The organism is Salegentibacter agarivorans (assembly GCF_900113135.1).
GTDB lineage: Bacteria > Bacteroidota > Bacteroidia > Flavobacteriales > Flavobacteriaceae > Salegentibacter > Salegentibacter agarivorans.
In genome coordinates this window covers 28908-54607 of the sequence record NZ_FOOH01000023.1, presented here as the reverse complement: position 1 = coordinate 54607, position 25700 = coordinate 28908, and the positions used below count along the sequence as shown (strand labels likewise).

Genomic DNA, 25700 nt, shown 5'->3' with positions numbered 1-25700 from the left:
AAATACTTAAAAGCCTTGTTAATCGGAGGATTTTCAAGGTTTTTTGTTTATAATATTCTTTGTTTCTCCGTATTTTAATATCCTTTTAAAATTATGGAATAATTTATTTCTAGTTTATTTCGTGATTTAATTGACAAATTTTTTTGAATTCAGGTTTTGTAGGCAAAAAGGTTTGTTTCCAGTTTAAAGGTAGATTTGAAAGACAAATTTTTTTGAATTCAACTTCTGTAAACAAAGTTATTTGTTTACAGGTTTTTGAAGAATCTGATTAACAAATTTTATCACTCTAAATTTACTTTTTGTAAACAGATAGGGTAATTTGTAAGCTTCCCCTAATTAGAACTGCTTGATTGTCCAAAAATATCATTTTATTGTAAGAAATAGTATTGATGAACTATTTTAATGTTTAAACGCATTTTTCATTAATTCCATTTCATTTCTTGGAATACTTAAATCCGTCGCTAGTTGTTCCCATTGGGCTACATTCTGCTGAATTTTATTGATAATAGCATTGGCTTCTTTTTCTTTTAACCGAAAATAAGGAGCGACTTCCCTTACCAAGTCTAAATCCAAAGCATTGTCATTTTCTGAAATATTAAGTTTTAAACCGGTGCCGTTCAGAGTTGGATTGATATCATAAGCCGGCGAAAGTATCCAACCGGAATCCGTTAAGAGGAATCCGTGATTGCGAAGGTGATCATCCGTATTCGAAATACAAACATTAAACGCAATACGTCTCCATAACTTCCGGAGGTCATTTTCAACATCAGCCCCATTCTGCATTAAAAATTCCAGCAGCTCTAAATAACTAACCCCATCTTGATAATCCGTTCCATCAGTATATCCTAATAAAGTCATTGCAGAAGCAAAGTGAATGCGGGTACCGTCATTTTTACGATCAAATCGTTGTGTTAGAAATGTATGTTGGTGGTGTGAAAATTTTTGTACTCTTGACGGTGCCATTTCAATACCGGATTGAATGGCAAGTCGATACGCTAGCATTTCCCAGGCGCCCATATCCTGGCGATCATTTTGACTTGGAAATTTAGCAATCCATAAATCGCCATCAATATCTTTAATATTGGCTTTAGGTCTTGCACCTCCTAAAGAAGACCCCGGAGCCATTAGCATATTGAGCCATTTTAGATATTCTGGGTTATCTAAGGCATCTTCTTTCTCTAGTTGTAAGCTGGCAAATTCAAGATCTCGAAGTGCAGCAAAAGGTGGGGCGGCCATAGTTTCATCATCATCTAAAAAAGCACCATCCTGTGCGGTTTTAAAACGAAGTCCTCCCATTCGGTTATTGTCGTAAACTCCGAGTAGATAATCTGATTCCATTAAAGTTTTAGGTCGGCGTTCTTCTTTCCTGGCTTTAGCAGCCTCTTTACGCATCATCAGCACCCGTCCCCATCTGTCAGGTGAAGAATCTAAAAAAATTCCGAAATTGGATTTTTCATCATTCAGGTACTGAGCACCTTCGAACAATTGCAAGTCTGGATCTATGATCTGTGCATAATCCGATCGTAACCATCCTTTATCGTACTCAAAGGAAAATATTTCTTTGCCCCTAGATGGCGTAGCATATAAACTTCCCATTAAGAATGGAGATTCAATTCCATCCCAATGCGCATATACCAATATTTCTTTTCGTTCCAGTGCCATTATTTCTTAGTGTTTTTTGGGGCGCGTTCCTTTACGGTTAGATCGGCGTCCTGTATTTTTCTACCTAATACATCATCGTCGGCCAAAAGCAATATATCTTTCTCCAGACCTAATACTAATAAAACTTGCAAAACAATACCTAAAGAAACCGCAGGATTTCCTTTCTCTAAAGATGAAAGCGTTGGACGGGAAATCCCTGCTCGTTCTGAAACCTGATCCATCGTCAGTTTCCTCCGTAAGCGTGCTAACTTAATATTTTCACCCACTGCTTGTAAAAGCTTTTTGTTTTTAGGCAATAATACAATCTTGTTTCTAGACATAACGTTAAATATATTTTACAAATATAGGTAAAATAGTAAATAGTATTTTACGTTATTGAAGAGTACTTCTATGAATATATTGTACTAAATTGTTCCCAAGCATAAATAAAGTAAGATGTATTGTCTTGGATTTCACTCAGCACAAATTGACCTCCTCCCGATTTACGAACTGGTTAAAAGCATAAAATCTGAGCCTAAATGGTTCCCAAGATATTATACATATACAAAATGAAGACAATCGGATTTTAGCTAATACAAAACCTAGAGCAATCACCACAAATCAAGTGCCTAATGAAACTAATCTAAAAGTGATTATTAATGGAAAATGCGTAGCAAAGTAAAGTACTTTCATAAATAGTCTTTTGTTTTATTTGCACATTCTTTGCCATCACCCTTCTCTCCATTTAGTACATAAAACCAAAAAGCCAAACAGGAATGATATTTCCAAAACCTATCTCTATACCATCTTTTGCAATGTAGGCACTATTTGTACCGGCTATTTGTTTTTTACTTTTGTTCTTTCCGCCTATCTCAAACGTATAGGTTTTATCAATTAAAAAATCAGCAGTTTCTGATCGGTTGATTTCGTGTAAGCCTTTAAACTGATTCAAAAAAAACGTCTCCCTAACATTCCCAATATTGGTGTTTTCTTTTGCTAAAGCATACATTAAATTCGTGTTGTTCAAGTATAGTTTTTCAGGTTTGGTTAATATACCAATTCCGGAAGTATCTTTATACAACTCATTCACCAGACCGGCACGTTCCAGTATTTTTATACTTTGTACCAACATATTGCGAGAAACTCCTACTTTTTCACTCAATTTTGTAATGTTAGGAGTAAAGGGAGCACTGGAAGCTATACTGATCAATAGTTTTTTAAGTTTTACCAGGGTTTCATAATGTAAATCTTCTACCGCATTGATATCGATTTCTATAATAAGGTTGATGGTATTTTGTAATTTTTGAAGATAAAGCGTTTCATTCTCTTTGTAATAAGGGTACACCCCGGTTTTTAAATACTTGTCAAATAGTGGTAAAGGTTTTATTTCATTTAAAAGTTCATCAGCAATTTCGTTATGCCTCGCTAAAATTTCTGAAAATGTATAGCGTTGAATTTTTTGTTTGGTTTCAAAAGCAATAAACTCCCTGAAAGAGAGTTCTTTTAGATCATATGCAACAGCTCTTCGGCTTAAATCCGATTCAGCTTTATAGATTTCGAGCATCGAAGATGATGTAAAAATAATATGAAGCTCTGGAAAGTTATCATAAATCAGTTTTATTTCTCTTGACCAATTAGGGTATTTATGAACTTCATCAAGCAATAAATGCGTTCCTCCAAATTGGTTGAATTGTTTCGCTAAATCATACAGTTTATTTTCAAAGAAATAGAGGTGATCTAAACTCACATAAAGACTGGATGATATTGGCAAATGTAATTTTGCTAGCTGTAAAAGCAATGTTGTTTTTCCCGCACCTCTTGCTCCTTTTATAGCAATAAGCCTGTTGTTTAAATCAATTTGATCAATAAGATAACGCTGTATTGCTAAGGGTATCCGTGCAATTTTTGACTGAAATTCTAATAATAAATTTTCCATATTTGCTTTCTGTAAAAAGCAAATATACTTGTTTTATGCTTTTTGTAGAAAGCAATTTGTTGTTTTTTTACTTTTTGGTTAAAGCAAAAATTACCTGCTAACATAAATTTCAGCGTCGGGAAATTCTTTACATGCTTTCAGATAATTTTCAACGAATGGCACAAAGTTCTCATATAAACCCCATCCGTTACTCGAGTTGAATTGTTCAAAATATTCAGGTCTTGATTTTAGATCCTTCAATCCTTTTTCAAGTAATTTAATAATATTTTTTGCTTTGGTCGAATTAATTTCTTCAGGTCGCCATAATGCTTGATAAATGTCAGCTTCCGCTGCCATTTTATTTAAGTTGTGAGTGATATTGGCCCAATACAATTCTTCTTCCTTCTCAATATGCGTTTTACCTTCATCGTAACTTAAATATACTTTTCTAATTAACTGAACATCTAAACTCATAATTAATTTTAATTAGTACTGTTCACCTTTACAAACATTAAATAACTGTGCGAAAGCAGTATTGCACTTACAACTGTCCCAAGTTGTTTTCGTTAACTAAGTAAAATAAAAAAGAGGATAAACGTAAAAATAAATTGGATTAAATTTTGAATTTAATCCAATTTTAAATCTATAAAGGCTCTCCATAGTTTTTATAGGTGCCAGTATGCAAGTTGTCTCGGTTCTGGGACGGTGAATTAGACTTTGGATCATTTTTTATTTCATCAGCTTTCAGCATCCAACTTCGGGCAAAGGCCTGCCAATTTGTGATCGGATTTTTACCATTCAATTTCCAGCCTATGGATTCGTAAAAATTATAGAATTTTTTTGCCTATAAGTAGCTTCTATTTTTTGCTTTAAAATAATCAATAACCTCTTGCTCATTTTCTGAACAAGTATTTATAAAAGAGTTTATAATATGTTTACTCTTAGGTTTATTAAAAGATACCAATTTTTGGACAGGTATTTCTTAATATTTGAGCAAAAAATTCAATATTTTTTCTATTTTTAAGATCTCATTAACAAAATGGCAATCGCTCCCTACACGCTTTTTTCAATAATTAATAACTAAAAAATAAAATATGAGCTTTTTTTCTTTTTTTCCGATTATAATTATGATTGTTTATTTCGCAATAATATTTGGAATACTTTATTTGATCTTTAAGTGGGTTAACAAATTTATCAGTTTACGAGAAGAACAAAATGGGCTCTTAAGAGAGATTATTAATAAAATGGGGGATAATAAATAAGTCATTATAGGATCTATATTTCCAATCTATTAAAGTTTATTTTAAATGGATGTAGGTTTTGAATTTTTAAAATAGATAGAAAGGAATGCTTGTAAAAATTATATGGATCTGTTGGCCATTTGAACAAACCGAATGAAAAAATCACTTTTAATAATATCTACCCTATTTGCTCTGCTAAGTTGCAAATCTGATAGAAAAAATACTGAAAAACAATCATATTCACGCTGGGTTGGTGACATAGCGCAAAATGAAAAGATTGATGATGTAACCTTTAAAGTTTGCAATGGTGATAGTCAGATTCTTCAGTATTTCAATTTAGGCCAGGGTCCTGTTTATACCGGAGAAAAATCGTCTATTCTAAACACTTTTAAGTCAAAATACGAAACCTTGTCAGATAGTGATCAAAACGGCTTTATCAGGTTGCGTTTTATAGTAAACTGTGAAGGTAAAACAGGCCGATTTAGAGTATTGCAATCTGATGAAAATTTCGAGGAAATTGAGTTTGATAATAAAATAGTTAATCAACTTGTAACTATAACCAAAGGTATTGAAAAATGGGGAATTTTTTACCGCCAGGATGATCCTATTGACTATTATATGTATCTCATTTTTAAAATTAAAGATGGCCAACTAACCGAAATTTTGCCTTAATGAAAAAGCTAAGTTTAATATTATTGGTGTTTTCATTTTCCGGATTATTTGCACAACCCAATTGCGAAGCATACAAATATCAGGGAAACACATTAAAATACGAAGCCTGTATAAAAGCGATGGAGGCTGGAAAGCATTACCAGTTTAGTAAAGAATACCAAACTATTCTGGACGAATCCTTAGCCATAGATCCCACATTCGATTATGCTTACTGGGCAAAATCTATTGCTTATCTTAAAAGTGGAGATTTTGTAACCTGGAAAAAACTTATAGATAAAGCTGTAGAGCTCAACCCAAAAGAACATCTTGGATATAGGGGCTGGTGTCGCTACCAATTTTTTAGAGATTATAAAGGAGCGATTAAGGATATTGAAAAGTTAGATAGTTTGGTAGATTACGACATTGGTCAGGGCCAAAATGGAACTTATCATTTAAACATAGCAAAAGGCTTGTGTTATAAAGGAATTGGGGAAAAAGAAAAAGCAATAGCAATTATTGAAAACCAAATAAAACTAAATGAGGCTGAAGATTTTGTAGGTGCCTATGATTATTTACATCTCGGGGTACTTTATTTAGAAACCGAGAGATTTGAGCAGGCAATTGAATTATTTAAAAAACAATCTCAAAATAATGATTTAGCTGAAAATCAATATTATTCGGCATTAGCTTTTTTGAATTTAGATAAACCCACTGAATATAAATCGTCTTTGGAAAAAGCCAGGAAACTTTACAAGGAAGGAAAGCAAATTTCTGATCCCTATTCAAATCCAATGGATAAAATATACCTTGAAGATATTGAGAATCAATTAAAAAAAGTTTCAAAAAATATAAATGATGAATAAAGCAAGATTTGAAAACTTGATGATCGTAATAATTGCGGCAATTCTTTTAATTGTAAGTTTTCTGAACAAAGAAGAATATAGTCCAATCTCCTTAATCCCTTTGGTATTCCTATTCTTAAGTGGAAAGCTATTTTATAAGGAAAAGCGCAGCAAAGCCTGATTAGAAGTAGAAAAATTAAAATCTATAAATAGGCAGGATATTCTACTGCTACACTACTGGAAATTATTTTCTATGTATTATTCCTCCTCATTTTCCAGTCTATAAATTATTTTCTTCATTTGAGCAATTTCTCTTTTTTGAGCGGCAATAATTTCTTTAGCAAGTTCTTTGGTTTCGGGATCTTCTAAATCGGCTTCCTGGCTGGTTAAAATTGCCGAAGCATGGTGGGGAATCATCCCTTTCATATATTGAACGTCTGAAATCCCGGTTTGTGTACGCATCATATAATAAACAGAACCAAAACCAACTATAGAAACCACTAATATAATTGCGTTAAGGGTTTTGTTCTTATACATCCCCAGCATAAATAATAGCATAATAACCGCCATAGCTGTTATCATTAAAAGTGTCATATACGTTCGCATCGTGCTTAACATCACATATTCAAACTTATCAGCATTTAAGAACATGATGCCGTACATTACTATGAATGAGACTAACATCATTAATCCAAATTTTGCATAATTTCCCTTTTGCATAATTTATTTTTTTGGTTTGATTGTTTCTTTTATACTGCCACATTTCGGCATTTCTTCACCTTTATAAGGATTTTTAATTTCCTCAACTTCTGCAAACCAGAATGCTCCTTTGTTATTAAAAGCCATTGGGCAGTGTTGTTTGTAAATTGTTCCTTCAGAAAGGTTTTGCTTAAATAGGGATTCAACTTCAACAGAAAAATCAGAAAAAGTACTTCTTAACTTTTCAATATCTTCAGCTTTCGCCATTTCTTCCGAAAGAGATTTTAATTCGGCAAAATCATCATCAAAACTGTTTGCAATATTTTGGGAAGCATCTTTAGCAGCTTCCAGGTCATCGTTAAATAAAGCGGTTCGTACTTTTAAATAATAATGATAAACGGTACCTGTCATCCCATCTTTAAAACTGCTGTCGGCAATATCAGGTATTTCTTCTTTCTTTTCTTTAACTTCTTCCTCGGTTTTTACTTCTACGCTTTGCTCTTGTTTATTATCATTACAGGATGTAAAAACAAAAAACAGTAAGGGAAGCAACCAGTACTTTCTTGTATATTTCATAACTATGCTCATAGATTATACATGAGTATCTAAGGTATAGCTTATTAAGCGGGTCTTTTTTAAAATTTTCATAAAAATATAGCCCAGACACTAATCAATGCCAGGCGCTGCTACCAATTTGAATTTATACGAAAGATTAATCAAATTGTTTTTACCTTTAGAAGTCTGAAGAAAAATTTTAAAAAATAATAAATGTCTGGAATATTACTATTTATCGGAATTGTCTTATTACTTATAGCAATTCACGACTTTTTTTTCACCACGCTTTCGGGAAGTGGTACCGGGTTCGTCTCGAGGAATATTTCTATTTTATCTGATAAGATCATTCAGTTTGGGGTAAAGATTTTTGGTAGAAAAACATACAATTATAATGGTTTGTTCGTGAATCTTATGATCCTGTTTTTCTGGCTTCTCCTAATTTGGGGTGGTCTGTTTTTGGTTTTCTCTTCAAATCCCGAAGCTATCACCAATAGCAGTGGTAAAATAGCAAACTTTTGGGAGCGCCTTTATTTTACAAGTTATACGCTATCCACCCTGGGAATGGGAAATTTCACACCAACAACCGCAATATTTGAAATGCTAACCGGTGCATTTTCCTTCTTTGGTTTTATTTTCTTTACCAGTTCAATGACCTATTTTCTCTCGGTTGCATCGGCACTGGTAAATAAAAGAACCCTGTCTAAAAGTATTTATCACCTAGGAAAAACGCCACGGGAAATAGCAACGAATATTTTAAGTTTTGATTCATCTTTCACCTACCAGCAAATCTCAGAGCTACAAAATTTAATAGATAAACATGCGGTAAATCATCACGCATATCCGGTAGTTCATTTTTACAGGCAAAGTAAGAAACGGGACAGTTTTAGTATTAATATTGCAAGGTTAGACGAAGCACTTAGCATTCTTCTTTATTCCATAGAAGAAAATAAATACAGGGAGGAATTAAATGTTCTACGCTCTTCTTTGTCTGATTTCTTAGAAGCTATGGAAAAGAATTTCGCTTCAAATTTATTAATAGGAGATAACGCGGGTGAGTCTTATAATTTTCCTTCGTTAAACTCTAAGAAAGTTGAAAAAGACCTACAAAAACGCAGGAATATATTGGAAGGATTATTTAGAAGTGAAAACTATACCTGGGAAGATATTTTTGCTAAAAGTTGAGGTTGTTCTGAAAACCGGTTCCTGCATAAAGCAATTGTCAATTATTAATTTGAAGTAGCTAAAACCTGTTTTTCCTGCCGTTGGGGAGCTTTTGTTTTCACTTTTCTACCATACCATAAAAGGAAGCCCGTTACCGGCAGGGAGCTACATAATAAGCTAATTAAAAAGGCCAGAGTTTTCCCCGGCAAACCGGCGATTGCGCCCACGTGAATATCGTAGTTCATCCTTAATATTTTCTCGGCTACACCGGCTTCTTCGTAGACCCCGTAAATAGTTTTTGAAGGAATTTCAGTAAGGTCATTCTGGTCGTAAAATCTATAATCTGAATCGTAATAAATGCCATCACTATTGCTAACTTCTACATAAATGCTATGGTTTTCATCATGGGGATAATGAATTTCAAAGTCTTTTGCCCCGGGAAACTTTTCCTTCAAAAAGGGCATTAGTTCTCTAATGGGTTCATCTTTTCCTGGTACATTTTTAAAGCTTCCATTTGTATTTTCAGGAACCGCGAAAACCACTTCTTTTTCTCCTCCAATACCTTTATAAAATACTTTAGCAAAAGTTTCAAAAGTCATTACAAGCCCGGTAAAGATGAAAATAACCGCTATAAAACTGGCATAGAAACCAACAATTTGGTGCAAATCGTAATTTTTACGTTTCCACCTGGTGGTTGGTTTCCATTGAAACCAGGTGCGTTGTTTTCTAACTTTTTTGTTTTTAGGCCACCAAAGTATAATGCCAGAAACCAGCATAAGAAAGAAAATAAAAGTACTCCAGGCTACAATTTCGCTTCCTATTTCTTTAGGCAACCATAAATGCATATGACCATCTAAAACAAAATGAAAAAATCCTGATAAATGATCTTCTGTATGAAGAATTTCTCCGGTCCAGGGATGAAGAAATACCGATTGGTAAAATTCCGGTTTTTCTTCATAAAAAATAACTTCAATAGGCTTTTTTCCTCCTCCGTATAAAGTGCCGTGAATATATTTTCCAGGAAAAACACTTTGCGCAATATTTTTAGCTTCTAATGGATCTATCTCCGGGTTGGTTTGCGGTACAACTTCTGGCACTTTAGAAGTTAATGCGGTAATTTCTTCCTGAAACGCCCAAAGACAACCGGTAATAGAAACTATAAAAACAACTAAACCTGTGGCCAGCCCAAGGTATAAATGAAGGGTTCTAATGTATTTTCTGAACTTTTTTCCCGGTTTATTTTTATCCATTACCCAAATTTTAACCCGGCCATTACCGGATAATCATTGTTGATTTTATATCTAATTAGAATAGGTCTAAATAAATATTAAAGCGAAAGTAAAATGTTCTCTTTTAAAGCACAAATTTTATTTAGAATATTTTTAAATAGAGATCTTCATTGCAGTTAATTCCATAGTGCATTCAATTTGAAAGAATTATTACAATAATATTTAGATTTCAATTTATTAAATACACTTACCTTTCGGCATTAAAGTAAATAATTATGGCGTCAGGAATTTTTGCCCTTTTAGATGATATCGCAGCTTTAATGGACGATGTAGCGGTGATGGGAAAAGTGGCCGGAAAAAAAACAGCAGGACTTTTAGGTGACGATCTTGCGGTTAATGCAGAGAAAGCTTCAGGTTTTATGTCTGCCCGGGAATTACCGGTTTTATGGGCAATTACTAAAGGTTCTTTTTTAAACAAGCTTATTATTTTGCCAGCGGCATTTTTGTTAAGTGCTTTTCTGCCATCGGCAATTACGGTTATTCTTATAATTGGCGGGCTCTACTTGGCTTATGAAGGCGCCGAAAAAGTTCACGAGTACTTATTTCCTCATTCTCATAAAAAGGAAAAACCGAAACTCGAAAAACTATCAGAAGAAGAAGTTTTAAGCCGGGAAAAAGAGAAGATAAAATCTGCAATTTTAACCGATTTTATACTTTCGGTAGAAATTGTAATTATTGCCCTGGGTACGGTAGGGCAGGAGCCTTTACTTACGCAAATTCTTGTGGTTACCCTAATTGCGATTATTGCCACCGTAGGGGTTTATGGTATTGTAGCCCTAATTGTAAGAATGGATGAGTTTGGTGCGAAACTTATAAATTTAAACGAGGAAGAAAATAGTTTTTCTGATAAAATTGGTCGATTTCTGGTAAGTGCGCTTCCTAAAGTTATTAAAAGTTTATCGGTGATTGGTACCATAGCTTTGCTTTTGGTTTCGGGAGGAATTTTTGTACACAATCTCGATTTCTTCCACGGTTTATTTGAAAATATTCCTGGAATTATCGTAGAATTTCTAACCGGCCTGGTAGTTGGTTTTGTAGTTTTTGTTATTATAAAACTCGGTATTAAAATCTGGAAGAAATTTAAAAACTAGGTTTTATCTAAACTGAAAATTCTTTAAGAGAAACTTTAAAAAAAGAGGCTGGCTTAAAAGTTTTCAATTCATCATTCTGAACTGGTTTCAGAATCTAAGATGTTTTATAGCAAAAACACTTTAGAATCTAAGGCCAATTGATTTGATACTTTACTTTAAGCCAGCCTATTTCTATTTTGAAAATAAATTTTATACAACTTCTTCAGTATCTTCAGCCGTTTCTGCTTCTGAAGACTCATCGGCATCAAGCACATTAAATTTTTCCAGTTGTTCTTCCTCACCGCTAAAATATGGAAATACATCTAAAATTGGAGATTCCGTAATAGAAGGGATGGAGTAATCTCCCATAGTTTCTTCCATTGCTTTGGTAGTATTTTCAAAAGCCTCTTTCACATCATTCGCCTGGACTAACAGGTAAATATTTGTCTTTTTTTCCTTTCCACTTTCTTCATCTAAAGCCACGAGGGAAACCTTGGATTTAAACCACCTATCAGAATTTTCAAAAGGATGCACTTCAGAAAAATTAGCGACTTTTATATTCATAATTCTAAAATCCTCACTGGTGTAGGCAGTCATCTCTTCGCTAATTCTTGCTTCAGCTTCGGTATAAGATACGGCATCTAAAAGATAGGTATCTGTGGTCATTTTCTGTTCTCCGGTTTCGTGTGTTTTTTTGTATTTCACCTTACATTCAAACCAAATTACGCTCATAATCTATATTTTTTTAGGGCTTCAAAAATAGGATTTAAAAAGCGTCAGCCATTCAATATGCTTAATAGATATTCACAATTTTAAACATATAAGCTGATGAAATTTTTATGTTATATAAATCCGGCGATAATGATTTGACAATAAATCTTTTAAGACCTTTTTAGATAATTTGAACAGAATTCATTCAGAAATTAATCAGTTAATCGTCTTTTTTAAAACAGTAGACCTATAAACCTATTTTTCATTGTGGGCCTGTACATTAGCATAAGATAGACCCAGTTTTGCGTTCCGGCCGGGTTCTGTACATTTTGCAAATTTACAAGATTGTTGTCTTGAAAAAACTGGCTGTAACCCGCCTGAAGGGAAACCGATCTATTCAGAATAAATCCAAGGGCGAGATCTGTTTCATAACCAAGATGAAAATCGTCATATCCAGAATAAGGCGTAAAACTGTTGAAAGCATGATTGGTTAGAGACACAAATAACTTCTGATTCAAATTGTACCTCGTCCTAAGAAATATATCCCGTAAACCCACAGAATTTTCGTGCCGGCCGCCAACATAAAAGGTATCCATGTATCCGTTATGGGCGTGGTTAGTACCATACAGCGGAGAGAAAGAATTGTTCTCTCCGTTATTACCGCCAGGGTCTGTGCCGCTAAGCAATTCTATTCCCAGGGTAAATTTTAGATTTTTTCCGTTTTCTGAATCCAGGGGAATGCTTTGAGAAATCTGGGCACTGGCATCAAAAGCATTCACTTTTCTGCCCTGCAAATCTTTACCGAATTGATGATAATAAAAACCTGCTAAGGTTGTATTTCCTAACTGATATTTTAAAGTCGGAAAACCCAGACTTTGCCGGTAATAGATGCCGGTATTAATTACTTCTTCGTTAGTGTCTAATTTAGAATATTGTAATCCATTATTCCAGAAGAGTACCGAAAAATTAAACTTTCCACTAAAATTCTCATACCTCAAAAAATGAGCGACTTTATATTGGTTGGGTGTACTAAAGAAATTCCCGCTTAGGCTTTGGTTATCCTGGTTATAACCTGCCCCGGCGTGTAACTTTGTTGTGCCTTTTTCATATTTTAAGAGTGCGAAATCGTGAGCTCTTCCCTGTAATGCCCAATCTAAATTGCCAAGGAACCTAAAATTATCATAGTTGAGTTCCTGCCGGCCTAATTTGATGCTAAAATTATCAGATAAAAAAGTTTCGGCCCAGGCTTCGTGCAGGGAAAGAAAATTATCGTTGGCTTTTACCTGCGGGGCGTTTCCCCAGGTACGAACATCCTGAATACTCACATAGAATTTAAATTTTTCCAGTTCATATTGTACATTTATACGGGCGCGTTGCGCAATAAAAGCAGCTGCATCCTGGTTCTCTTCAATAAGTTTACCGTAACCGTGGCGGTATTCGCCTCTTTGAACAATTTGCCCGTCAACATTAAACTGGGCATATACACTATTTGTAAATACAAAAAATAACGTAAGTATCAGGTTTACAAGCCTAAAAATTTTCATCAATAAATCTTTTATTTATTTGATAATCGTGATTAAAATACTCCGAAGCTTGCCGCGAAAATTAAACAATTGTTTGCCATATACGCCTCGTGCGTTTGCTGGGATGTGGTTCTAAATAATTGAGATTTTATCCTGGCTGAGTGGGAGCTTTGGCTCTCGGGTCCAGTTCTGGTCTTAGAATAAGTGGAGTAAAATTTCTTCAAATTAATTTTATTAATTTTTCGGGTTTCCCCTGCATATTATAAGTTTAATTAAATGCGGTGGTTTGCTTAATCAAGTGAATTAATAGGCTTAAAATTATTAAAAAATTACAAATTATTTAGCTTTAACCTACTCTCTTTGGCGTCCATTAACTTCATCAATATTAATACGGTAAACTACAGGTGATTCTGAGTTACTTTTACTGGAAAAATTTTCAATAAAATCTGGGCAGGGATTTCCTGTATTTTTTATTACTTTCTTTACGCCTTCAGAAAATAAACGCAGCATATATTTAGCATCTGCTCCTTCTAATTCTTCAAATTTGCCGTACAATAAAACCGATTTCCATTCTTCTAATGATGAAATCTCATCTACCTGAAAAGTGACCAAAGGATTTTTGCGCATGGCTTCAATTTTACCTCCCTGCCCCGAATAGGTTAAAATACTGTGCTGTTCAGGATTATAATAATAGGTAATCGGAATTATTTCTCCTCTTGCCCTGGAAATATAGCCGAGCCTGCCTATATAATTATGGGCGAGTAGCTTAATACTTTCCTCTGTGGTCATAGCTCTCATAATATTTAATTTAGAAGGTGTATAATAACGATAAGAAATAATTCTGCTTTAAAATTCGGTCTAATTTATTGCGGAATCTCGAAATTAAATATGACGGATATCATTAAAAATAATCTTCCTTCTCAGGAATTTCTTACTTTTGAAAATATGAAAATCCTGGCAACTTTTTTAGGCATATTTTGCTTGCTTGTTTCAGCATATCCTTGCTGTATAGGCGATGATTGTGAATCAGCTTCTGAGATAAAAATTTCTGAAAATCAGGATCAGCAAAACGATGATTGCGCCTTATGCTCTCCTTTTATAAGCTGCGGAAGTTGTACGGGTTTTATTCCAAATACAGATGAAATTGTGACGGTCCCTGACCTTCACCCCATACCATTTTCAAATTTATTCGGACTCACTTTTAAAAGTGTTGAAGCCGATTATGCCGAAAGAGTTTGGCAACCGCCAAAACAGGTTATTATTTCTTGAAAACAGAATTAATAATAACCTAAATTTTCATAATGATTAAAATCTTATTTAAACTGGCGATCTTCCTGGTCGCTTTTAACGCTGTGGGACAAAATTCCCTGGAAGCCATAATTAAAAATGCTGAAGATAAAATGCCTTTACTTGGGGCTAATGCGGTAGTTTCGGGAACAGATATTGGAGCCACTGCAAATATAGACGGCGAAGTTACTTTAACCAAAATCCCAAATGGTAAACAAACAATTGTATTTAGTTTTGTGGGTTTTGCTTCAGAAGAAATCACGTTGGATTTTCCCAGAGCCACCCAGGATACGTTGGAAATTTTTCTTGAACCCGGCGGGGAAGAAATGGAAGAAGTTATTATTCAATCTACCCGTTCCCGGCGTAGTATTGCCGATTTACCTACGCGGGTAGAAGTAATTTCTGGCGAAGAACTCACCGAAAAAGGAAATATGAAACCCGGTGACATTAGGATGTTGCTCAACGAAACTACGGGAATTCAAACTCAGCAAACTTCAGCAATTTCCGGTAATTCAAGTATTAGAATCCAGGGGCTGGATGGAAAATATACACAGCTATTAAAAGACGGATATCCGCTTTATTCCGGTTTTTCCGGTGGTCTCAGCTTGCTTCAAATTGTACCTTTAGACCTGCAACAGGTTGAGGTAATTAAAGGTTCTTCGTCTACTCTGTACGGCGGTGGAGCCATAGCCGGACTGGTAAATCTTATTTCCAAAACTCCGGGAGAGGAAAGAGAACTTAATTTTATGCTGAATGCAACCTCAGCATTGGGCCTGGATCTTAGCGGATTTTATGCTGATACCTATGGGAAATTGGGGACTACCGTTTTTGCTTCTTACAACCTTGGATCTCCTTACGACCCTGCAGATATTGGTTTAACCGCTATTCCTGAATTTAATCGTTATACTATAAATCCCAGGGTGTTTTACGAGTTTTCAGAAAATACGAAGTTAGATGTGGGAGTGAATACTACGGTGGAAGAACGCACCGGTGGGAATATAGCTTACCTGGAAGGTGAAGACGTGGAAGACCCATTTTTTGAGAGAAATAATACGGCTAGAACCACTTTACAGTCTGGTTTTGAGCATTCGTGGAATGATGATAATCGCTTTAACCTAAAAAATAGTTTCAGTTTTTTTGACCGGGAAATTCAAACCGGTGACTATATTTTTGCAGGGAACCAGTTTGCCTCTTATAATGAAGCTTCTGTAGTTTTGGGTGGTGATAAAATGGAATGGATTGGTGGCCTCAATTTATGGGTAGATAGCTTTGAACAGGATATTTTAACTGATGCTCCCGTGGTAGATTATGAGCATCTAACGTATGGAGCTTTTGTTCAGAATAATTGGCGGGCTACTGACTGGTTTCAACTGGAAAGCGGACTTAGAACAGATTATCAAAATGAATATGGATGGTTTGTTTTACCAAGAATCTCGGCAATGTTCACAATTTCTGATGCCATTACCACTAGGATTGGAGGAGGAATGGGCTACAAAACACCTTCGGTTTTTACCGAAGATGCAGAACGACTTCAATTTAGAAATGTGATGCCTATTGATGTGAGCACTACCCAAGCCGAAAATTCCATTGGGGGAAATTTTGATATTAATTACCGAACCGAACTTTTTGAAACTATAGAATTTACAAGCAATACACTTTTCTTTTATACTAAAATTGATAAGCCCATAATTCTTGAAAATACTGCAGAAGGCGTTTTTGAATATTTACAACCAAACGGGTTTGTGGAAAGCAGGGGAATAGAAGCAAATTTAAAGTTTGGCTATAAAGATTTTAAATTATTTACCGGTTATACTTATGCAGATGTAGACCGCACTGAGAACGGAAATACCTTTGAAATGCCGCTGGTTTCCAAACACCGTTTAAATAATGTTTTGATGTATGAGCAGCATGAAAAACTTAAAATTGGTTTGGAGGGTTATTATTTTAGTCCGCAGCAGTTAAGCGACGGCGCAACCGGACAGGAATACTGGATTTTTGGTTTAATGATGGAAAAGTTATGGGAAGATTTCTCAATTTTCCTGAATTTCGAAAACTTTACCGATACCCGTCAAACCCGGTTTGATTCTATATATACCGGTTCTATTTCCAATCCTCAATTTAGGGATATTTATGCCCCGGTTGATGGTTTTGTAGTAAATGGAGGGATAAAATTATTTTTATAAATAAAAACCTGTTTTAAAGCGGAAGTTTCTTGCTTCCGCTTTAAAAAACAGGTAAAAAGTCGTCTTTCTAAATTTATTTTAGAATCTAAGTTGAAATCGCTCTTGAAACTTTCGGTTCTAAATTTATTCCGGTTAGAGAATCTTTTAGTTCTTCCAATTCCCCCAGCAGTTGATTTTTACTTTGTTGAAAAAGATTGGTTTTATTCGTAAATAATTCCTGATAATAGGAGATTCCGTCTAAAAGGTTAAGCTTGAATTTTTCTAATTTTTTCTTCTGTTTCGTAGAAGGTTCATCCATAAATTCTTCAATTTCATTCTTGAAATAGTCCAGGTAAATTTTTAATTCTTTTACAAACATATTAGGCCGGTTAGGCATCTCCATCACAGAAATTTTTCCGTAGATATGTTGTATCATTTTTGAGAGCGATACAACTTTTGAGAAATACGCCATATTTGGCCCGGGACAAATGGCAACGCCCTGTGCCTGGCCTTTTATTCTAATATCGTTTTCAAGAAAAGAGGCATTTCCCAACCCAACACATAAACAGGCTTTTTCGGTAATTTTGTTCTTCTTTTTTTCTAATACCTCCTGGGAGAAATTATCTTTCTTATCTTCCAGTTCTTTAAGCTTTATATCCTGAAATTTTTTAGAAGCAGAACAAATTCCTTTCTCATCGTATTCTTTACTTAGGGCCAGAAATTTTTTAGGGCAGGAACTACCGCTTTTATTTTCAGCAATTCGTTTTTCTTTTAGTTGTTCATTGGTGGTTCCCCTCACGGTGTTGAATGGTATGCCCAAAGGTGAAATATGACTTAGATAAAGATCTTTTTCTTTTGCTTTTACCAGTAATTTACGCGTTTCAATATCAACTGATGTAGCTTCAGGTACCAGTAAGAATGGCGTTCCCCAACCTACAGAAGATACCTTGTAATGCTCCAGCAAGAAGTTATGTTCTTCAGCCGTACCAACCCCGCCCTGAACTGTTATTTTAAGGTCAAGAGGTTTCTGAGGAACCGGAATTTCTTTCTGCTCTAAAGCTTTGCTCATTAATTGATGAGCCGATTGAACAAGTTCATCCTTTTTCTGATTAAATTCTTCCAGAATTGGCCCCAACAGGTGACCATCGGTAGCAAAGGCGTGGCCGCCGCAGTTTAAGCCCGATTCAATTCTATATTCTGAAACCCATAAACCTTTTTTGGCCAGGTAATTTCCCTGGATTGAAGCCGATCTAAAATCGCTTACTTTCAGGATAATTTTCTTTTTAAGCTTGCCACTTGCATCAGGAAAGAAATCTTTGAAATTTTCAAAATAGCTATAAAGCCTGGGGTTTAATCCTGCCGAAAGTACAATAGAAGAGGAAAGTTTCGAATTGGCAAATCCGCGTAGCGCAGCATGGGCATCATTGAATTCTACCGGCAACTGCTCGTTTTTAGCGAAATTATCCTTATCAATTTTCGCCATAATATTTACATCTATACTGCCGGGGCTAAGATGGTTTTCAATATATGTACTCAATTTTTCTTTCGCATCGGCGCCGTTATCCAGCAAATTTTGAAAACCTTGCTTGATTTCAGAATGATTAGGCAATATGGAAAGGTAATTTTCTAAAGCTGTTTTGCTTTCTGTCAATTCCTTTTTAAAACTCTCAAACTTATCCTGAACGATATTGTTTACCAGGTCTAAATAAGAGGTAATACGTGCTGCGCGGGAATCGGGATTTTTCTTCGGAATTTCTTTATAAGGCAAATTAAATTTCTTGCTGTAAAAGGCGTTCATTTTTTCAATAAGCTCGTCGTCTATAATTGAAATTACCGAAGATATTCCATATTTAGCGACCCGTAGCGGACTGTCAATTGTAAAAGCTGTTCCCATTACCGGGATATGAAAACTGTGCATTTGGTTTGTTTTGGTCATATTCTAATAATTATTTGCGGCGTAGGCTAAATTAAGCCTGGCCGATCCTATTTAAAATAAGGAGTTAAGATTGCAATTTGTAAAGGAAAGAAGTTGAAAACTGCTAAAATATGACCCGCATCATATTTAGAATATTAAGTGAAGGGTGAGCTGTTGTTGTGAGAGTTTCCTGATTAAGGCGTGAGGATTTTAAAAGAATTTACGGAAAAATATTCTAAAAAAAAGCGCCCATAGGTCTATAACCAATGGGCGCTTTTACATTAATAATCTATTAAAAAACTCGAATAACTTAGTCTACTTTTCTAAAGTTACCTTCGCCATCAAATTCAAGTTCGGTACCGTCAGCCAGTTCTATTTCCTGCTCTTTTTTCTGTTTTTCCCATCCAATTACCTGTGCATCAGCATAATTTTCTTGCAAATAAGAAGCCATTTTAGATGGCAGGGCAGAAGTAGGTATTACTACATCGGTTTGGCTTTCAATTTCAGAAATATTTCCATTTTCGTCAAAATCCAGTTCAAGGCCGTTAGAAAGAACTACTTCAAATTTTTCATCTTCCCAAATTTTCCATTTACTATTTTCTTTAACCTCTTTTACATCAGCAGAAGAAAAATTCTGTTGAATATATTCCTGGGCTGTAGAGGGTAAATTATTTGTATTTGTTTGTGCAAAAATTCCCATTGTACACAATGCGAAAATTCCTGATAAAATTACTCTTTTCATAATATTTGTTTCTTTATTCGATGCGAAGTAAGCCTTCAAATCTGGAAAGAATTTGGAATTTGACAGTTATAAATCCTAAAATTCTGCCAAATTTTCTATTTTAAAGTTTGGTATACCTTCCCATTTTTTTCCAGTTTTGAGATTCATATTTGTATTTTTTGGGAGAATTGTAAAAAAAGTGTCAGATTTGAAACTTATATATTATTCTTGCAAATTATAAGGTTTCAAGCAGATAAACATATTCCATGAAGATTCAACATTTACTTATTCTAAGCTCAATTTTATTCTTTAGTAATGCGCAAGCCCAGGATATTACCGAAAACAGTTTTGGGAATGGGATAATAAATACGGTGGCAAGAGATAGTTCTTTCAGCCTAAGGTTTGGAGCAAGATTTCAATCTCTATTTGTGAATGAATGGCGCGACTCTGAATTTGAAGGATTTGAATCAGAAAGCTCTAATATTCTAATTAGGCGTGCCAGATTAAAATTTGATGGTTTTGCTTATTCTCCCAAATTAAAATATAAAATTGAGTTAGGGCTATCTAACCGGGATATTTCGGGAGGTTCAGAATTTACAAATAATACGCCCCGGTACATACTTGATGCGGTTTTAAAGTGGAATTTCTATGAGAATTTTGTGTTATGGGCCGGCCAAGCTAAATTGCCGGGCAACAGGGAACGTGTAGTATCTTCTGGAGACCTGCAGTTTGTAGACAGGTCTTTATTAAATAGCAGGTTTAATATAGACAGGGATATTGGGGTACAATTACACCATAAAATCTATTTGGGGAACCAATTTGTAGTAAAAGAAATTTTTGCTTTTTCACAGGGGGAAGGAAGAAATGTAGTGACCGGCAATCTTGGCGGTTTTCAATATACGGGACGCCTGGAAGCTTTACCTTTTGGAGAATTTCAGGATTATAGAGAGGCTTCTTTAGAAAGGTATGAAACGCCTAAATTAGCAATGGGCGTTACTTATGATCATAATAACGATGCGGTAAAAACCCGCTCTAATATGGGGGCATATATGTTTACCGAAAACGGTTTACATTCGACCGATATTTCTACCTTCTTTGCAGACTTTATGTTTAAATATAAAGGAATATCAGTTTTAGGTGAATTTGCTCACCGGGATGCCGAGAATCCTATAGCGATAGAAGAAGATGGAACGCGCACCGGTGCCGTTGTAAATGTGGGGAATTCCATTAACCTGCAAGGTGGATATTTATTTGATAATAATATAGAAGTTGTAGGTAGGTTCACCCAGGTGAAAGAAGATATTATAGGCTCCCTGTTTCCTAACGAAAAACAGTATACTTTGGGACTTTCTAAATATTTAGCTAAGCATAAATTAAAAATACAAACCGATTTAAGTTTTAGAGATAGCCCAGATCCAGAATGGAATAATCTAATGTACAGGCTTCAGATAGATTTCCATTTATAATCTTTATAGGTGCGAAGACAAACTAACTGAAGTTTTAAAAATATAGCCATGAAAATTCTAATTGTAGAAGACGAACAGGATATGTTGCAGAACATGAAAGATTTTCTATTAAAAGAGAATTTTGTGGTAGAAACAGCAGAAAGTATCGCCGAGGCTCGTAATAAAATTGGGGTTTATACCTACGATTGTATTTTGCTGGATATTAATTTAAAAGACGGTAGTGGCTTTCAGCTTTTGGAAGAATTGAAGCGAAAGAATATAGAAGACGGGGTAATTATTGTTTCTGCCAGGAATTCTTTAGACGACAGGCTTGAAGGTCTAAACCTCGGTGCCGACGATTATCTCGCCAAGCCTTTTCATATGGCAGAGTTAAATGCCCGCGTAAAAGCTGTATTAAGAAGACGCCAGTTTAACGGGAATAATAAAATAAAGATTGGCAACCTTAGTATAGACCTGGACGAGCACGAAGCAAGTATAGATGATAATCCCTTAAATTTAAACCGAAAAGAATACGAAATTCTATTATTCTTTACATCAAACCAAAACAGGCTGGTAAATAAATCGGCTTTGGCAGAACACGTTTGGGGCGATCATATAGACCAGGCCGATAGTTTTGAATTTATATATTCCCAGATTAAAAATCTTCGGAAAAAACTAAAAACCGCCGGTGCCGATATAGAAATTAAAGCGGTTTATGGAATTGGCTATAAATTAATTACCCAATGAAATTATTAAATTATACCACCAGTTATTTTTCGGCAATACTGCTGGTTCTGTTGGGGATATGGGCGGTAATTTTCTACCTGGAAATGCTGGATGAAATTTATGACAGCCTGGACGATGGCCTGGATAATCAAAAAATGCTGGTGATTAAACGGGCAAAACAAGATGCTGAGTTACTTCAACGTTCACAATTTAAAGATGGCAATTATACCATACGGCCTATAGATAAAAATAGCGCGATAAGTTTTAAAGATTTTTATCGTGATACGCTTATGTATATGCAAAACGAAGATGAATATGAACCGGTAAGGCTGCTGGAAACCGTTTTTAAAAAAGATGACGAATTTTATAAGCTGAAAATTATAACTTCTATGGTCGAGGAAGACGACCTTATTGAAGATTTACTGTTTTCCCTTATTCTTCTTTATGTAGGCTTGATTTTGAGTATAGTTTTACTCAATAATTTAATCCTGAAGAAAATTTGGAACCCGTTTTATACTTTGTTGCAACAGCTCAAAGACTTCAGGCTTGGGAAAGATCAAAAAATTGAAACTGTTCCTTCAAATATTGATGAATTTAACCTGCTAAATACACGCGTAGAGCAAATGCTGGGAAAATCTATTTCCAGTTATAACAGCCAGAAACAATTTATAGAAAATGCCGCACACGAATTACAAACTCCTTTGGCTATTAGCATCAATAAACTGGAGTTGCTAGTAGAAAAGGAAGAATTAAACGAGGAGCAAATTGAGTTAATAGCTTCAGTTTTAAATAACTTAGAGGGTTTAACCCGAATGAACAAGTCTTTGCTTTTGCTTTCTAAAATTGAAAATCAGCAATTTCCGGAGGAAGAAATAGTAGATTTCAATGCGGTAATTACCGACTTAAAAAGTGATTTTGAAGACCTTGCCGGTCATAAAGAAATGAAGATTAATTTAAAAAGTACGACTTCATTAAAATATAAAATGAATAAAGGCCTGGCGAGAATTTTGCTTTCAAATTTGTTGAAAAATGCTATTATTCACGGCCAAAGAAATAGTGAGATTGAAATAGAAATTTCTGCAAAAAACTTTATTATACGTAATACTGCCAATAACGGTGCTTTAGATCCAGAAAAAGTATTTTCACGCTTTCAAAAAGATTCTTCTTCCAAAACTTCCACGGGAATAGGATTGGCCATTGCCCAAACTATTGCTAAAAAGTATGAGTTTCAGTTAACCTATTACTACGAACAAAAACACACTTTTCAACTAAGATTTCCGCGCTAAACTGGTATTTATTTCCTAAATAAAATCCTGCACCTCAATAATTCCAGATTTCTTCCAGTATTGTAGTTCAACTTTGTTTAAAATTAAAAATTATAAAGATGAAAAAGTCAATTTTTTTAATCCTGGCTATCGCCATGGGATTTACCGCTTGCGAAGATGATGATATGCGAAATTCTGAGATCCCTTCAGTAGTATTAAATGGGTTTACCGAACAATTTCCTGATGCAAAAGGTGTAGAATGGGAGAAGAAAGCCGATATCTATGAAGCCGAATTTGATATTGATAATGTAGATCATGAAGCAATTCTAAATACTGAAGGAAGTCTTTTGAAGTATAAATACGACATTGTGTACGAGGAACTTCCTGAAGCAATAAAAACTACAATCACTACCGATTATGATAAAACCAAAGTAGATGAGGTAGAGTTGCTTAAAATTTCTGAAAACACTTATTACCAGGTAGAGTTTGATGAAGAGCCAACCGATACTAAGATTATTTTTGAAGAAACGGGAGCGGTGAATACGGAAGTTACCACCTGGTAATTATTAAAGAAATGAAAATGGTGAATAAAATAGCAACGCTAATTGTAGTGGGAGTATTAAGCCTTGCCGGCTTAATACTCTTTGGATATAATGAATTTATAACCAAAGATACCCTGCAGGATCAACCTGTAGCTTACGAGATAATTAATGAATGGCAGCTGCCTAAAGAGCTTGATGAGGTTTCGGGAATAGACTGGGTAGGTGATAATAAGTTGGCTTGCATTCAGGATGAAGATGGCATCATTTTTATTTTTAATCTTGAAACTTCAAAAGTAGAGAAAAGTATAGAATTCGCGGGCGCGGGTGATTACGAAGATATTCGTATTGTAGGTAAAACTGCCTATGTTTTGAGAAGCGATGGTGAAATTTTTGAAGTTAGCGATTTTTTATCGGGTAATTCAAAAACAAAAACCTACAGTAATTTTTTAACCGAAAAACAAAACCTGGAAAGCTTAGCCTGGGACAAAAATAATAAACGTTTGCTGCTGGCCATAAAAGATAGAGAACTAAAAGACGATAACTATAAAGGAGTTTATCAATTCTCTTTAACCAATAAAGAATTGGAGAGAAATCCGCTTTATCGTTTAAATATGCAAGACAGCTTATTAAGGGAAAGAGAAACAAAACTCAATAAAAAGCTCCAACCTTCTGCACTTTCCATACATCCCAAAAATAAAGATTTTTACATTCTGGATGGTCGGGCTCCCCAGTTGGTTATTGCGAATAGTGATATGAAACTAAAAAAGCGTTACGGTTTACATGAAGATGATTTTGAGCAGGCCGAAGGACTTACTTTTAGTGAAAACGGTAGGTTATTTATCTCTAACGAAGGAAAAGGCGGAAAAGCAAATATCCTTGAAGTAATATTCAAATAGATTGTATGAAGGAAACGGAAGAGAATACGAACGTAAAGAAAAGTAAAGCCCCCTTAATATTTTCATTAATCGTAATTCTAGTTCTTGTTGGCGGTTACTTTTTTATCCCTGGTATGCATCAATTTTTTAATGAAGCCTGGGAGGTTTTAACCAGTAACGATAACCAAAGAATAAAAGCCTGGGTTTCCAATTTTGGATGGATAGGTCCTTTGGTGCTTATTATAGCTATGATAGCCCAAATGTTTCTTTTAGTAATTCCATCGGTAGCTTTAATGATCGTTTCAATTTTAGCTTATGGGCCCGTATGGGGAAGCTTAATAGTTTTTACGGCCATTTTTTGCGCTTCTTCGGTAGGCTATTTTATAGGTCGCTATTTTGGGCCGGTAATCGTTCAAAAACTGTTGGGGCCAAAGACTGAAAATAAGATAAGTGACTTTTTAGACGATTATGGGTTTTGGGCAGTGATTGTCACCAGGATCAATCCGTTTCTAAGCAATGATGCAATTAGTTTTGTAGGCGGAATTTTAAAAATAGGTTACTGGAAATTTATTGGTGCCACCTTGTTGGGAATTACGCCACTTACAATTTTTATCGCCTTAATAGGAGATAGCACTCAGCAATTAAAAAGTGGTTTGTTGTGGGGCTCTTTGGTAAGTTTAGTGCTTTTTATCCTCTATGTGTATTGGGATAAAAAGAAGCGGTGAAAATTATAGAAATTAAAAGCTTAAAATTGTACAGAATTTCCATGAGGTGAGCTATAGCTCAATGCCGACTTATATTTTAAGATACTTAAATTTTAAAAGTACAGCTTCAAAAAAATTAAAAGATGTATTTCTAACCTATGGAAAACCAAATTGAAGAGCAGGTTTTTAACAATAAAAATCTGCTAAATTATAGCTTCGCTAATAGTTATGAATCCTGCCAATTTACTAACTGTAATTTTTCTACCGGAAATTTAAAAGGAATTCTTTTTATAGATTGTGAATTTGAAGAATGCGACCTGAGTAACGTAAATCTTGATCATACCTCATTCCAAAATTGCAATTTTAAAGCCTGTAAAATGATGGGCTTATTGTTTAATAATTGTGAACCTTTTGCCTTCTCTATTTCGGTTAATCAGTGTATTCTAAACCACTCTTCCTTTTTTGGAATGAAGCTGAATAAAACTCTTTTTCAGCATTCAAAACTTATGGAAGTAGATTTTTCATCGGCCTATTGATCGCATTCAAAGTTCCTGAATTCTGATCTTTTCGGGGCTGTATTTCAGAATACAAATCTTACCAAAGCCGACTTCAGCAGTGCGCAGAATTATATTATAGATCCGGAAAATAATAAATTAAAAGGGGCTAAATTCAGCCTTGATCAGGTAAGCGGATTATTGAATAAATATCAAATTATAATTGATTAAAAAGAATTACTAAGTTAGTAGTACTTAAATTTATA

26 protein-coding genes are annotated in these 25700 nt (G+C 34.8%); 14 read left to right on the top strand and 12 right to left on the bottom strand.

Going from position 1 to position 25700, the window contains the following annotated elements; genetic code table 11:
- Nucleotides 1–399 precede the first annotated feature (399 nt).
- The 4 genes from BM084_RS14940 to BM084_RS14925 all read right to left on the bottom strand — a co-directional run bounded on the left by BM084_RS14940 (nt 400) and on the right by BM084_RS14925 (nt 4030).
- Nucleotides 400–1662: a type II toxin-antitoxin system HipA family toxin gene (locus BM084_RS14940; RefSeq protein WP_093305798.1), complete on the bottom strand. Its 1263-nt coding sequence runs from the start codon at nt 1660–1662 to the stop codon at nt 400–402.
- The gene (locus BM084_RS14935; RefSeq protein WP_075327708.1) at nt 1662–1982 is read right to left on the bottom strand and encodes a helix-turn-helix domain-containing protein; all 321 of its coding nucleotides are present in this window, start codon (nt 1980–1982) and stop codon (nt 1662–1664) included. Before BM084_RS14935 ends, BM084_RS14940 begins: the two co-directional genes overlap by 1 nt.
- 404 nt (nt 1983–2386) lie before the next feature.
- A complete protein-coding gene (locus BM084_RS14930) occupies nt 2387–3577 on the bottom strand; it encodes an ATP-binding protein (RefSeq protein ID WP_093305796.1) in 1191 nt (396 codons plus the stop codon).
- 90 nt (nt 3578–3667) lie between these two features.
- Nucleotides 3668–4030 carry a hypothetical protein gene (locus BM084_RS14925; protein WP_075327706.1) on the bottom strand — a complete coding sequence of 121 codons (363 nt, stop codon included), beginning with the start codon at nt 4028–4030 and terminating at the stop codon, nt 3668–3670.
- A 920-nt stretch (nt 4031–4950) separates the two neighbouring features.
- Here BM084_RS14925 and BM084_RS14920 point away from each other — a divergent pair.
- Both BM084_RS14920 and BM084_RS14915 read left to right on the top strand, forming a co-directional pair.
- A complete protein-coding gene (locus BM084_RS14920) occupies nt 4951–5469 on the top strand; it encodes a hypothetical protein (protein WP_075327705.1) in 519 nt (172 codons plus the stop codon).
- Entirely contained in the window at nt 5469–6311 is an 843-nt protein-coding gene (locus tag BM084_RS14915) for a tetratricopeptide repeat protein (protein ID WP_093305794.1), read from the top strand. The genes BM084_RS14920 and BM084_RS14915 overlap by 1 nt, the downstream gene beginning before the upstream one ends.
- 237 nt (nt 6312–6548) lie before the next feature.
- Here the strand turns inward: BM084_RS14915 and BM084_RS14910 are convergent, their stop codons facing one another.
- Nucleotides 6549–7010: a DUF305 domain-containing protein gene (locus BM084_RS14910; protein ID WP_075327703.1), complete on the bottom strand. Its 462-nt coding sequence runs from the start codon at nt 7008–7010 to the stop codon at nt 6549–6551.
- 3 nt (nt 7011–7013) lie between these two features.
- Entirely contained in the window at nt 7014–7565 is a 552-nt protein-coding gene (locus BM084_RS14905; RefSeq protein ID WP_075327702.1) for a DUF3347 domain-containing protein, read from the bottom strand.
- A 192-nt stretch (nt 7566–7757) separates the two neighbouring features.
- On the opposite strand from BM084_RS14905, the gene BM084_RS14900 reads away from it, so the two are divergent.
- Nucleotides 7758–8726 carry an ion channel gene (locus BM084_RS14900; RefSeq protein WP_093305792.1) on the top strand — a complete coding sequence of 323 codons (969 nt, stop codon included), beginning with the start codon at nt 7758–7760 and terminating at the stop codon, nt 8724–8726.
- Between the two features lie 44 nt (nt 8727–8770).
- On the opposite strand, the gene BM084_RS14895 is transcribed toward BM084_RS14900, so the two are convergent.
- Nucleotides 8771–9955: a PepSY-associated TM helix domain-containing protein gene (locus tag BM084_RS14895; protein WP_093305790.1), complete on the bottom strand. Its 1185-nt coding sequence runs from the start codon at nt 9953–9955 to the stop codon at nt 8771–8773.
- Between the two features lie 254 nt (nt 9956–10209).
- Between BM084_RS14895 and BM084_RS14890 the strand changes: the two genes are divergently transcribed.
- Entirely contained in the window at nt 10210–11085 is an 876-nt protein-coding gene (locus tag BM084_RS14890; protein ID WP_093305788.1) for a DUF808 domain-containing protein, read from the top strand.
- Between the two features lie 189 nt (nt 11086–11274).
- On the opposite strand, the gene BM084_RS14885 is transcribed toward BM084_RS14890, so the two are convergent.
- The 3 genes from BM084_RS14885 to BM084_RS14875 all read right to left on the bottom strand — a co-directional run bounded on the left by BM084_RS14885 (nt 11275) and on the right by BM084_RS14875 (nt 14096).
- Nucleotides 11275–11796, bottom strand: coding sequence for a DUF4494 domain-containing protein (locus BM084_RS14885; RefSeq protein WP_075327698.1), 522 nt, complete (start codon nt 11794–11796; stop codon nt 11275–11277).
- Nucleotides 11797–12008: 212 nt separating this feature from the next.
- The gene (locus BM084_RS14880; protein ID WP_093305786.1) at nt 12009–13319 is read right to left on the bottom strand and encodes an alginate export family protein; all 1311 of its coding nucleotides are present in this window, start codon (nt 13317–13319) and stop codon (nt 12009–12011) included.
- A 330-nt stretch (nt 13320–13649) separates the two neighbouring features.
- Nucleotides 13650–14096 carry a pyridoxamine 5'-phosphate oxidase family protein gene (locus BM084_RS14875; RefSeq protein WP_083634210.1) on the bottom strand — a complete coding sequence of 149 codons (447 nt, stop codon included), beginning with the start codon at nt 14094–14096 and terminating at the stop codon, nt 13650–13652.
- A gap of 90 nt (nt 14097–14186) precedes the next feature.
- On the opposite strand from BM084_RS14875, the gene BM084_RS14870 reads away from it, so the two are divergent.
- Both BM084_RS14870 and BM084_RS14865 read left to right on the top strand, forming a co-directional pair.
- On the top strand, nt 14187–14567 hold the full coding sequence (locus tag BM084_RS14870) for a DUF6660 family protein (protein ID WP_075327695.1): 381 nt from the start codon (nt 14187–14189) through the stop codon (nt 14565–14567).
- Between the two features lie 32 nt (nt 14568–14599).
- On the top strand, nt 14600–16768 hold the full coding sequence (locus tag BM084_RS14865) for a TonB-dependent receptor (RefSeq protein WP_093305784.1): 2169 nt from the start codon (nt 14600–14602) through the stop codon (nt 16766–16768).
- 85 nt (nt 16769–16853) lie between these two features.
- Here BM084_RS14865 and BM084_RS14860 read toward each other — a convergent pair whose 3' ends face one another.
- Together BM084_RS14860 and BM084_RS14855 are read right to left on the bottom strand one after the other, a co-directional pair.
- Nucleotides 16854–18683 (bottom strand): hypothetical protein, encoded by a 1830-nt coding sequence (locus tag BM084_RS14860; protein WP_075327693.1) that lies wholly within the window; start codon nt 18681–18683, stop codon nt 16854–16856.
- 289 nt (nt 18684–18972) lie between these two features.
- On the bottom strand, nt 18973–19404 hold the full coding sequence (locus BM084_RS14855; protein WP_083634209.1) for a PepSY-like domain-containing protein: 432 nt from the start codon (nt 19402–19404) through the stop codon (nt 18973–18975).
- A 245-nt stretch (nt 19405–19649) separates the two neighbouring features.
- Between BM084_RS14855 and BM084_RS14850 the strand changes: the two genes are divergently transcribed.
- From BM084_RS14850 to BM084_RS19700, 8 genes are all read left to right on the top strand, one after another.
- Nucleotides 19650–20849 (top strand): porin, encoded by a 1200-nt coding sequence (locus tag BM084_RS14850; protein ID WP_075327691.1) that lies wholly within the window; start codon nt 19650–19652, stop codon nt 20847–20849.
- 48 nt (nt 20850–20897) lie between these two features.
- Nucleotides 20898–21575 carry a response regulator transcription factor gene (locus BM084_RS14845; protein WP_075327690.1) on the top strand — a complete coding sequence of 226 codons (678 nt, stop codon included), beginning with the start codon at nt 20898–20900 and terminating at the stop codon, nt 21573–21575.
- Nucleotides 21572–22840 carry a sensor histidine kinase gene (locus tag BM084_RS14840; RefSeq protein WP_075327689.1) on the top strand — a complete coding sequence of 423 codons (1269 nt, stop codon included), beginning with the start codon at nt 21572–21574 and terminating at the stop codon, nt 22838–22840. The genes BM084_RS14845 and BM084_RS14840 overlap by 4 nt, the downstream gene beginning before the upstream one ends.
- Nucleotides 22841–22938: 98 nt before the next feature.
- Nucleotides 22939–23382 carry a PepSY-like domain-containing protein gene (locus tag BM084_RS14835; protein ID WP_083634208.1) on the top strand — a complete coding sequence of 148 codons (444 nt, stop codon included), beginning with the start codon at nt 22939–22941 and terminating at the stop codon, nt 23380–23382.
- Between the two features lie 17 nt (nt 23383–23399).
- Complete coding sequence (locus tag BM084_RS14830) at nt 23400–24257, top strand: SdiA-regulated domain-containing protein (RefSeq protein WP_177195720.1); 858 nt, start codon at nt 23400–23402, stop codon at nt 24255–24257.
- 5 nt (nt 24258–24262) lie between these two features.
- On the top strand, nt 24263–24961 hold the full coding sequence (locus BM084_RS14825; RefSeq protein ID WP_075327688.1) for a TVP38/TMEM64 family protein: 699 nt from the start codon (nt 24263–24265) through the stop codon (nt 24959–24961).
- A 137-nt stretch (nt 24962–25098) separates the two neighbouring features.
- Nucleotides 25099–25476, top strand: coding sequence for a pentapeptide repeat-containing protein (locus BM084_RS14820; RefSeq protein WP_093305780.1), 378 nt, complete (start codon nt 25099–25101; stop codon nt 25474–25476).
- A gap of 15 nt (nt 25477–25491) precedes the next feature.
- A complete protein-coding gene (locus BM084_RS19700) occupies nt 25492–25665 on the top strand; it encodes a pentapeptide repeat-containing protein (protein WP_093305821.1) in 174 nt (57 codons plus the stop codon).
- The last annotated feature ends 35 nt before the right edge of the window (nt 25666–25700 follow it).

Coding starts and splice junctions, on each gene's coding strand:
- BM084_RS14860 (WP_075327693.1), bottom strand. CDS start 18,683: ATGACCAAAACAAACCAAATGCACAGTTTTCATATCCCGGTAATGGGA.
- BM084_RS14845 (WP_075327690.1), top strand. CDS start 20,898: ATGAAAATTCTAATTGTAGAAGACGAACAGGATATGTTGCAGAACATG.
- BM084_RS14940 (WP_093305798.1), bottom strand. CDS start 1,662: ATGGCACTGGAACGAAAAGAAATATTGGTATATGCGCATTGGGATGGA.
- BM084_RS14890 (WP_093305788.1), top strand. CDS start 10,210: ATGGCGTCAGGAATTTTTGCCCTTTTAGATGATATCGCAGCTTTAATG.
- BM084_RS14910 (WP_075327703.1), bottom strand. CDS start 7,010: ATGCAAAAGGGAAATTATGCAAAATTTGGATTAATGATGTTAGTCTCA.
- BM084_RS14850 (WP_075327691.1), top strand. CDS start 19,650: ATGAAGATTCAACATTTACTTATTCTAAGCTCAATTTTATTCTTTAGT.
- BM084_RS14935 (WP_075327708.1), bottom strand. CDS start 1,982: ATGTCTAGAAACAAGATTGTATTATTGCCTAAAAACAAAAAGCTTTTA.
- BM084_RS14930 (WP_093305796.1), bottom strand. CDS start 3,577: ATGGAAAATTTATTATTAGAATTTCAGTCAAAAATTGCACGGATACCC.
- BM084_RS14880 (WP_093305786.1), bottom strand. CDS start 13,319: ATGAAAATTTTTAGGCTTGTAAACCTGATACTTACGTTATTTTTTGTA.
- BM084_RS14875 (WP_083634210.1), bottom strand. CDS start 14,096: ATGAGAGCTATGACCACAGAGGAAAGTATTAAGCTACTCGCCCATAAT.
- BM084_RS14920 (WP_075327705.1), top strand. CDS start 4,951: ATGAAAAAATCACTTTTAATAATATCTACCCTATTTGCTCTGCTAAGT.
- BM084_RS14895 (WP_093305790.1), bottom strand. CDS start 9,955: ATGGATAAAAATAAACCGGGAAAAAAGTTCAGAAAATACATTAGAACC.
- BM084_RS14870 (WP_075327695.1), top strand. CDS start 14,187: ATGACGGATATCATTAAAAATAATCTTCCTTCTCAGGAATTTCTTACT.
- BM084_RS14830 (WP_177195720.1), top strand. CDS start 23,400: ATGGTGAATAAAATAGCAACGCTAATTGTAGTGGGAGTATTAAGCCTT.
- BM084_RS14835 (WP_083634208.1), top strand. CDS start 22,939: ATGAAAAAGTCAATTTTTTTAATCCTGGCTATCGCCATGGGATTTACC.
- BM084_RS14865 (WP_093305784.1), top strand. CDS start 14,600: ATGATTAAAATCTTATTTAAACTGGCGATCTTCCTGGTCGCTTTTAAC.
- BM084_RS14925 (WP_075327706.1), bottom strand. CDS start 4,030: ATGAGTTTAGATGTTCAGTTAATTAGAAAAGTATATTTAAGTTACGAT.
- BM084_RS14905 (WP_075327702.1), bottom strand. CDS start 7,565: ATGAAATATACAAGAAAGTACTGGTTGCTTCCCTTACTGTTTTTTGTT.
- BM084_RS14900 (WP_093305792.1), top strand. CDS start 7,758: ATGTCTGGAATATTACTATTTATCGGAATTGTCTTATTACTTATAGCA.
- BM084_RS14855 (WP_083634209.1), bottom strand. CDS start 19,404: ATGAAAAGAGTAATTTTATCAGGAATTTTCGCATTGTGTACAATGGGA.
- BM084_RS14820 (WP_093305780.1), top strand. CDS start 25,099: ATGGAAAACCAAATTGAAGAGCAGGTTTTTAACAATAAAAATCTGCTA.
- BM084_RS14825 (WP_075327688.1), top strand. CDS start 24,263: ATGAAGGAAACGGAAGAGAATACGAACGTAAAGAAAAGTAAAGCCCCC.
- BM084_RS14885 (WP_075327698.1), bottom strand. CDS start 11,796: ATGAGCGTAATTTGGTTTGAATGTAAGGTGAAATACAAAAAAACACAC.
- BM084_RS14915 (WP_093305794.1), top strand. CDS start 5,469: ATGAAAAAGCTAAGTTTAATATTATTGGTGTTTTCATTTTCCGGATTA.
- BM084_RS14840 (WP_075327689.1), top strand. CDS start 21,572: ATGAAATTATTAAATTATACCACCAGTTATTTTTCGGCAATACTGCTG.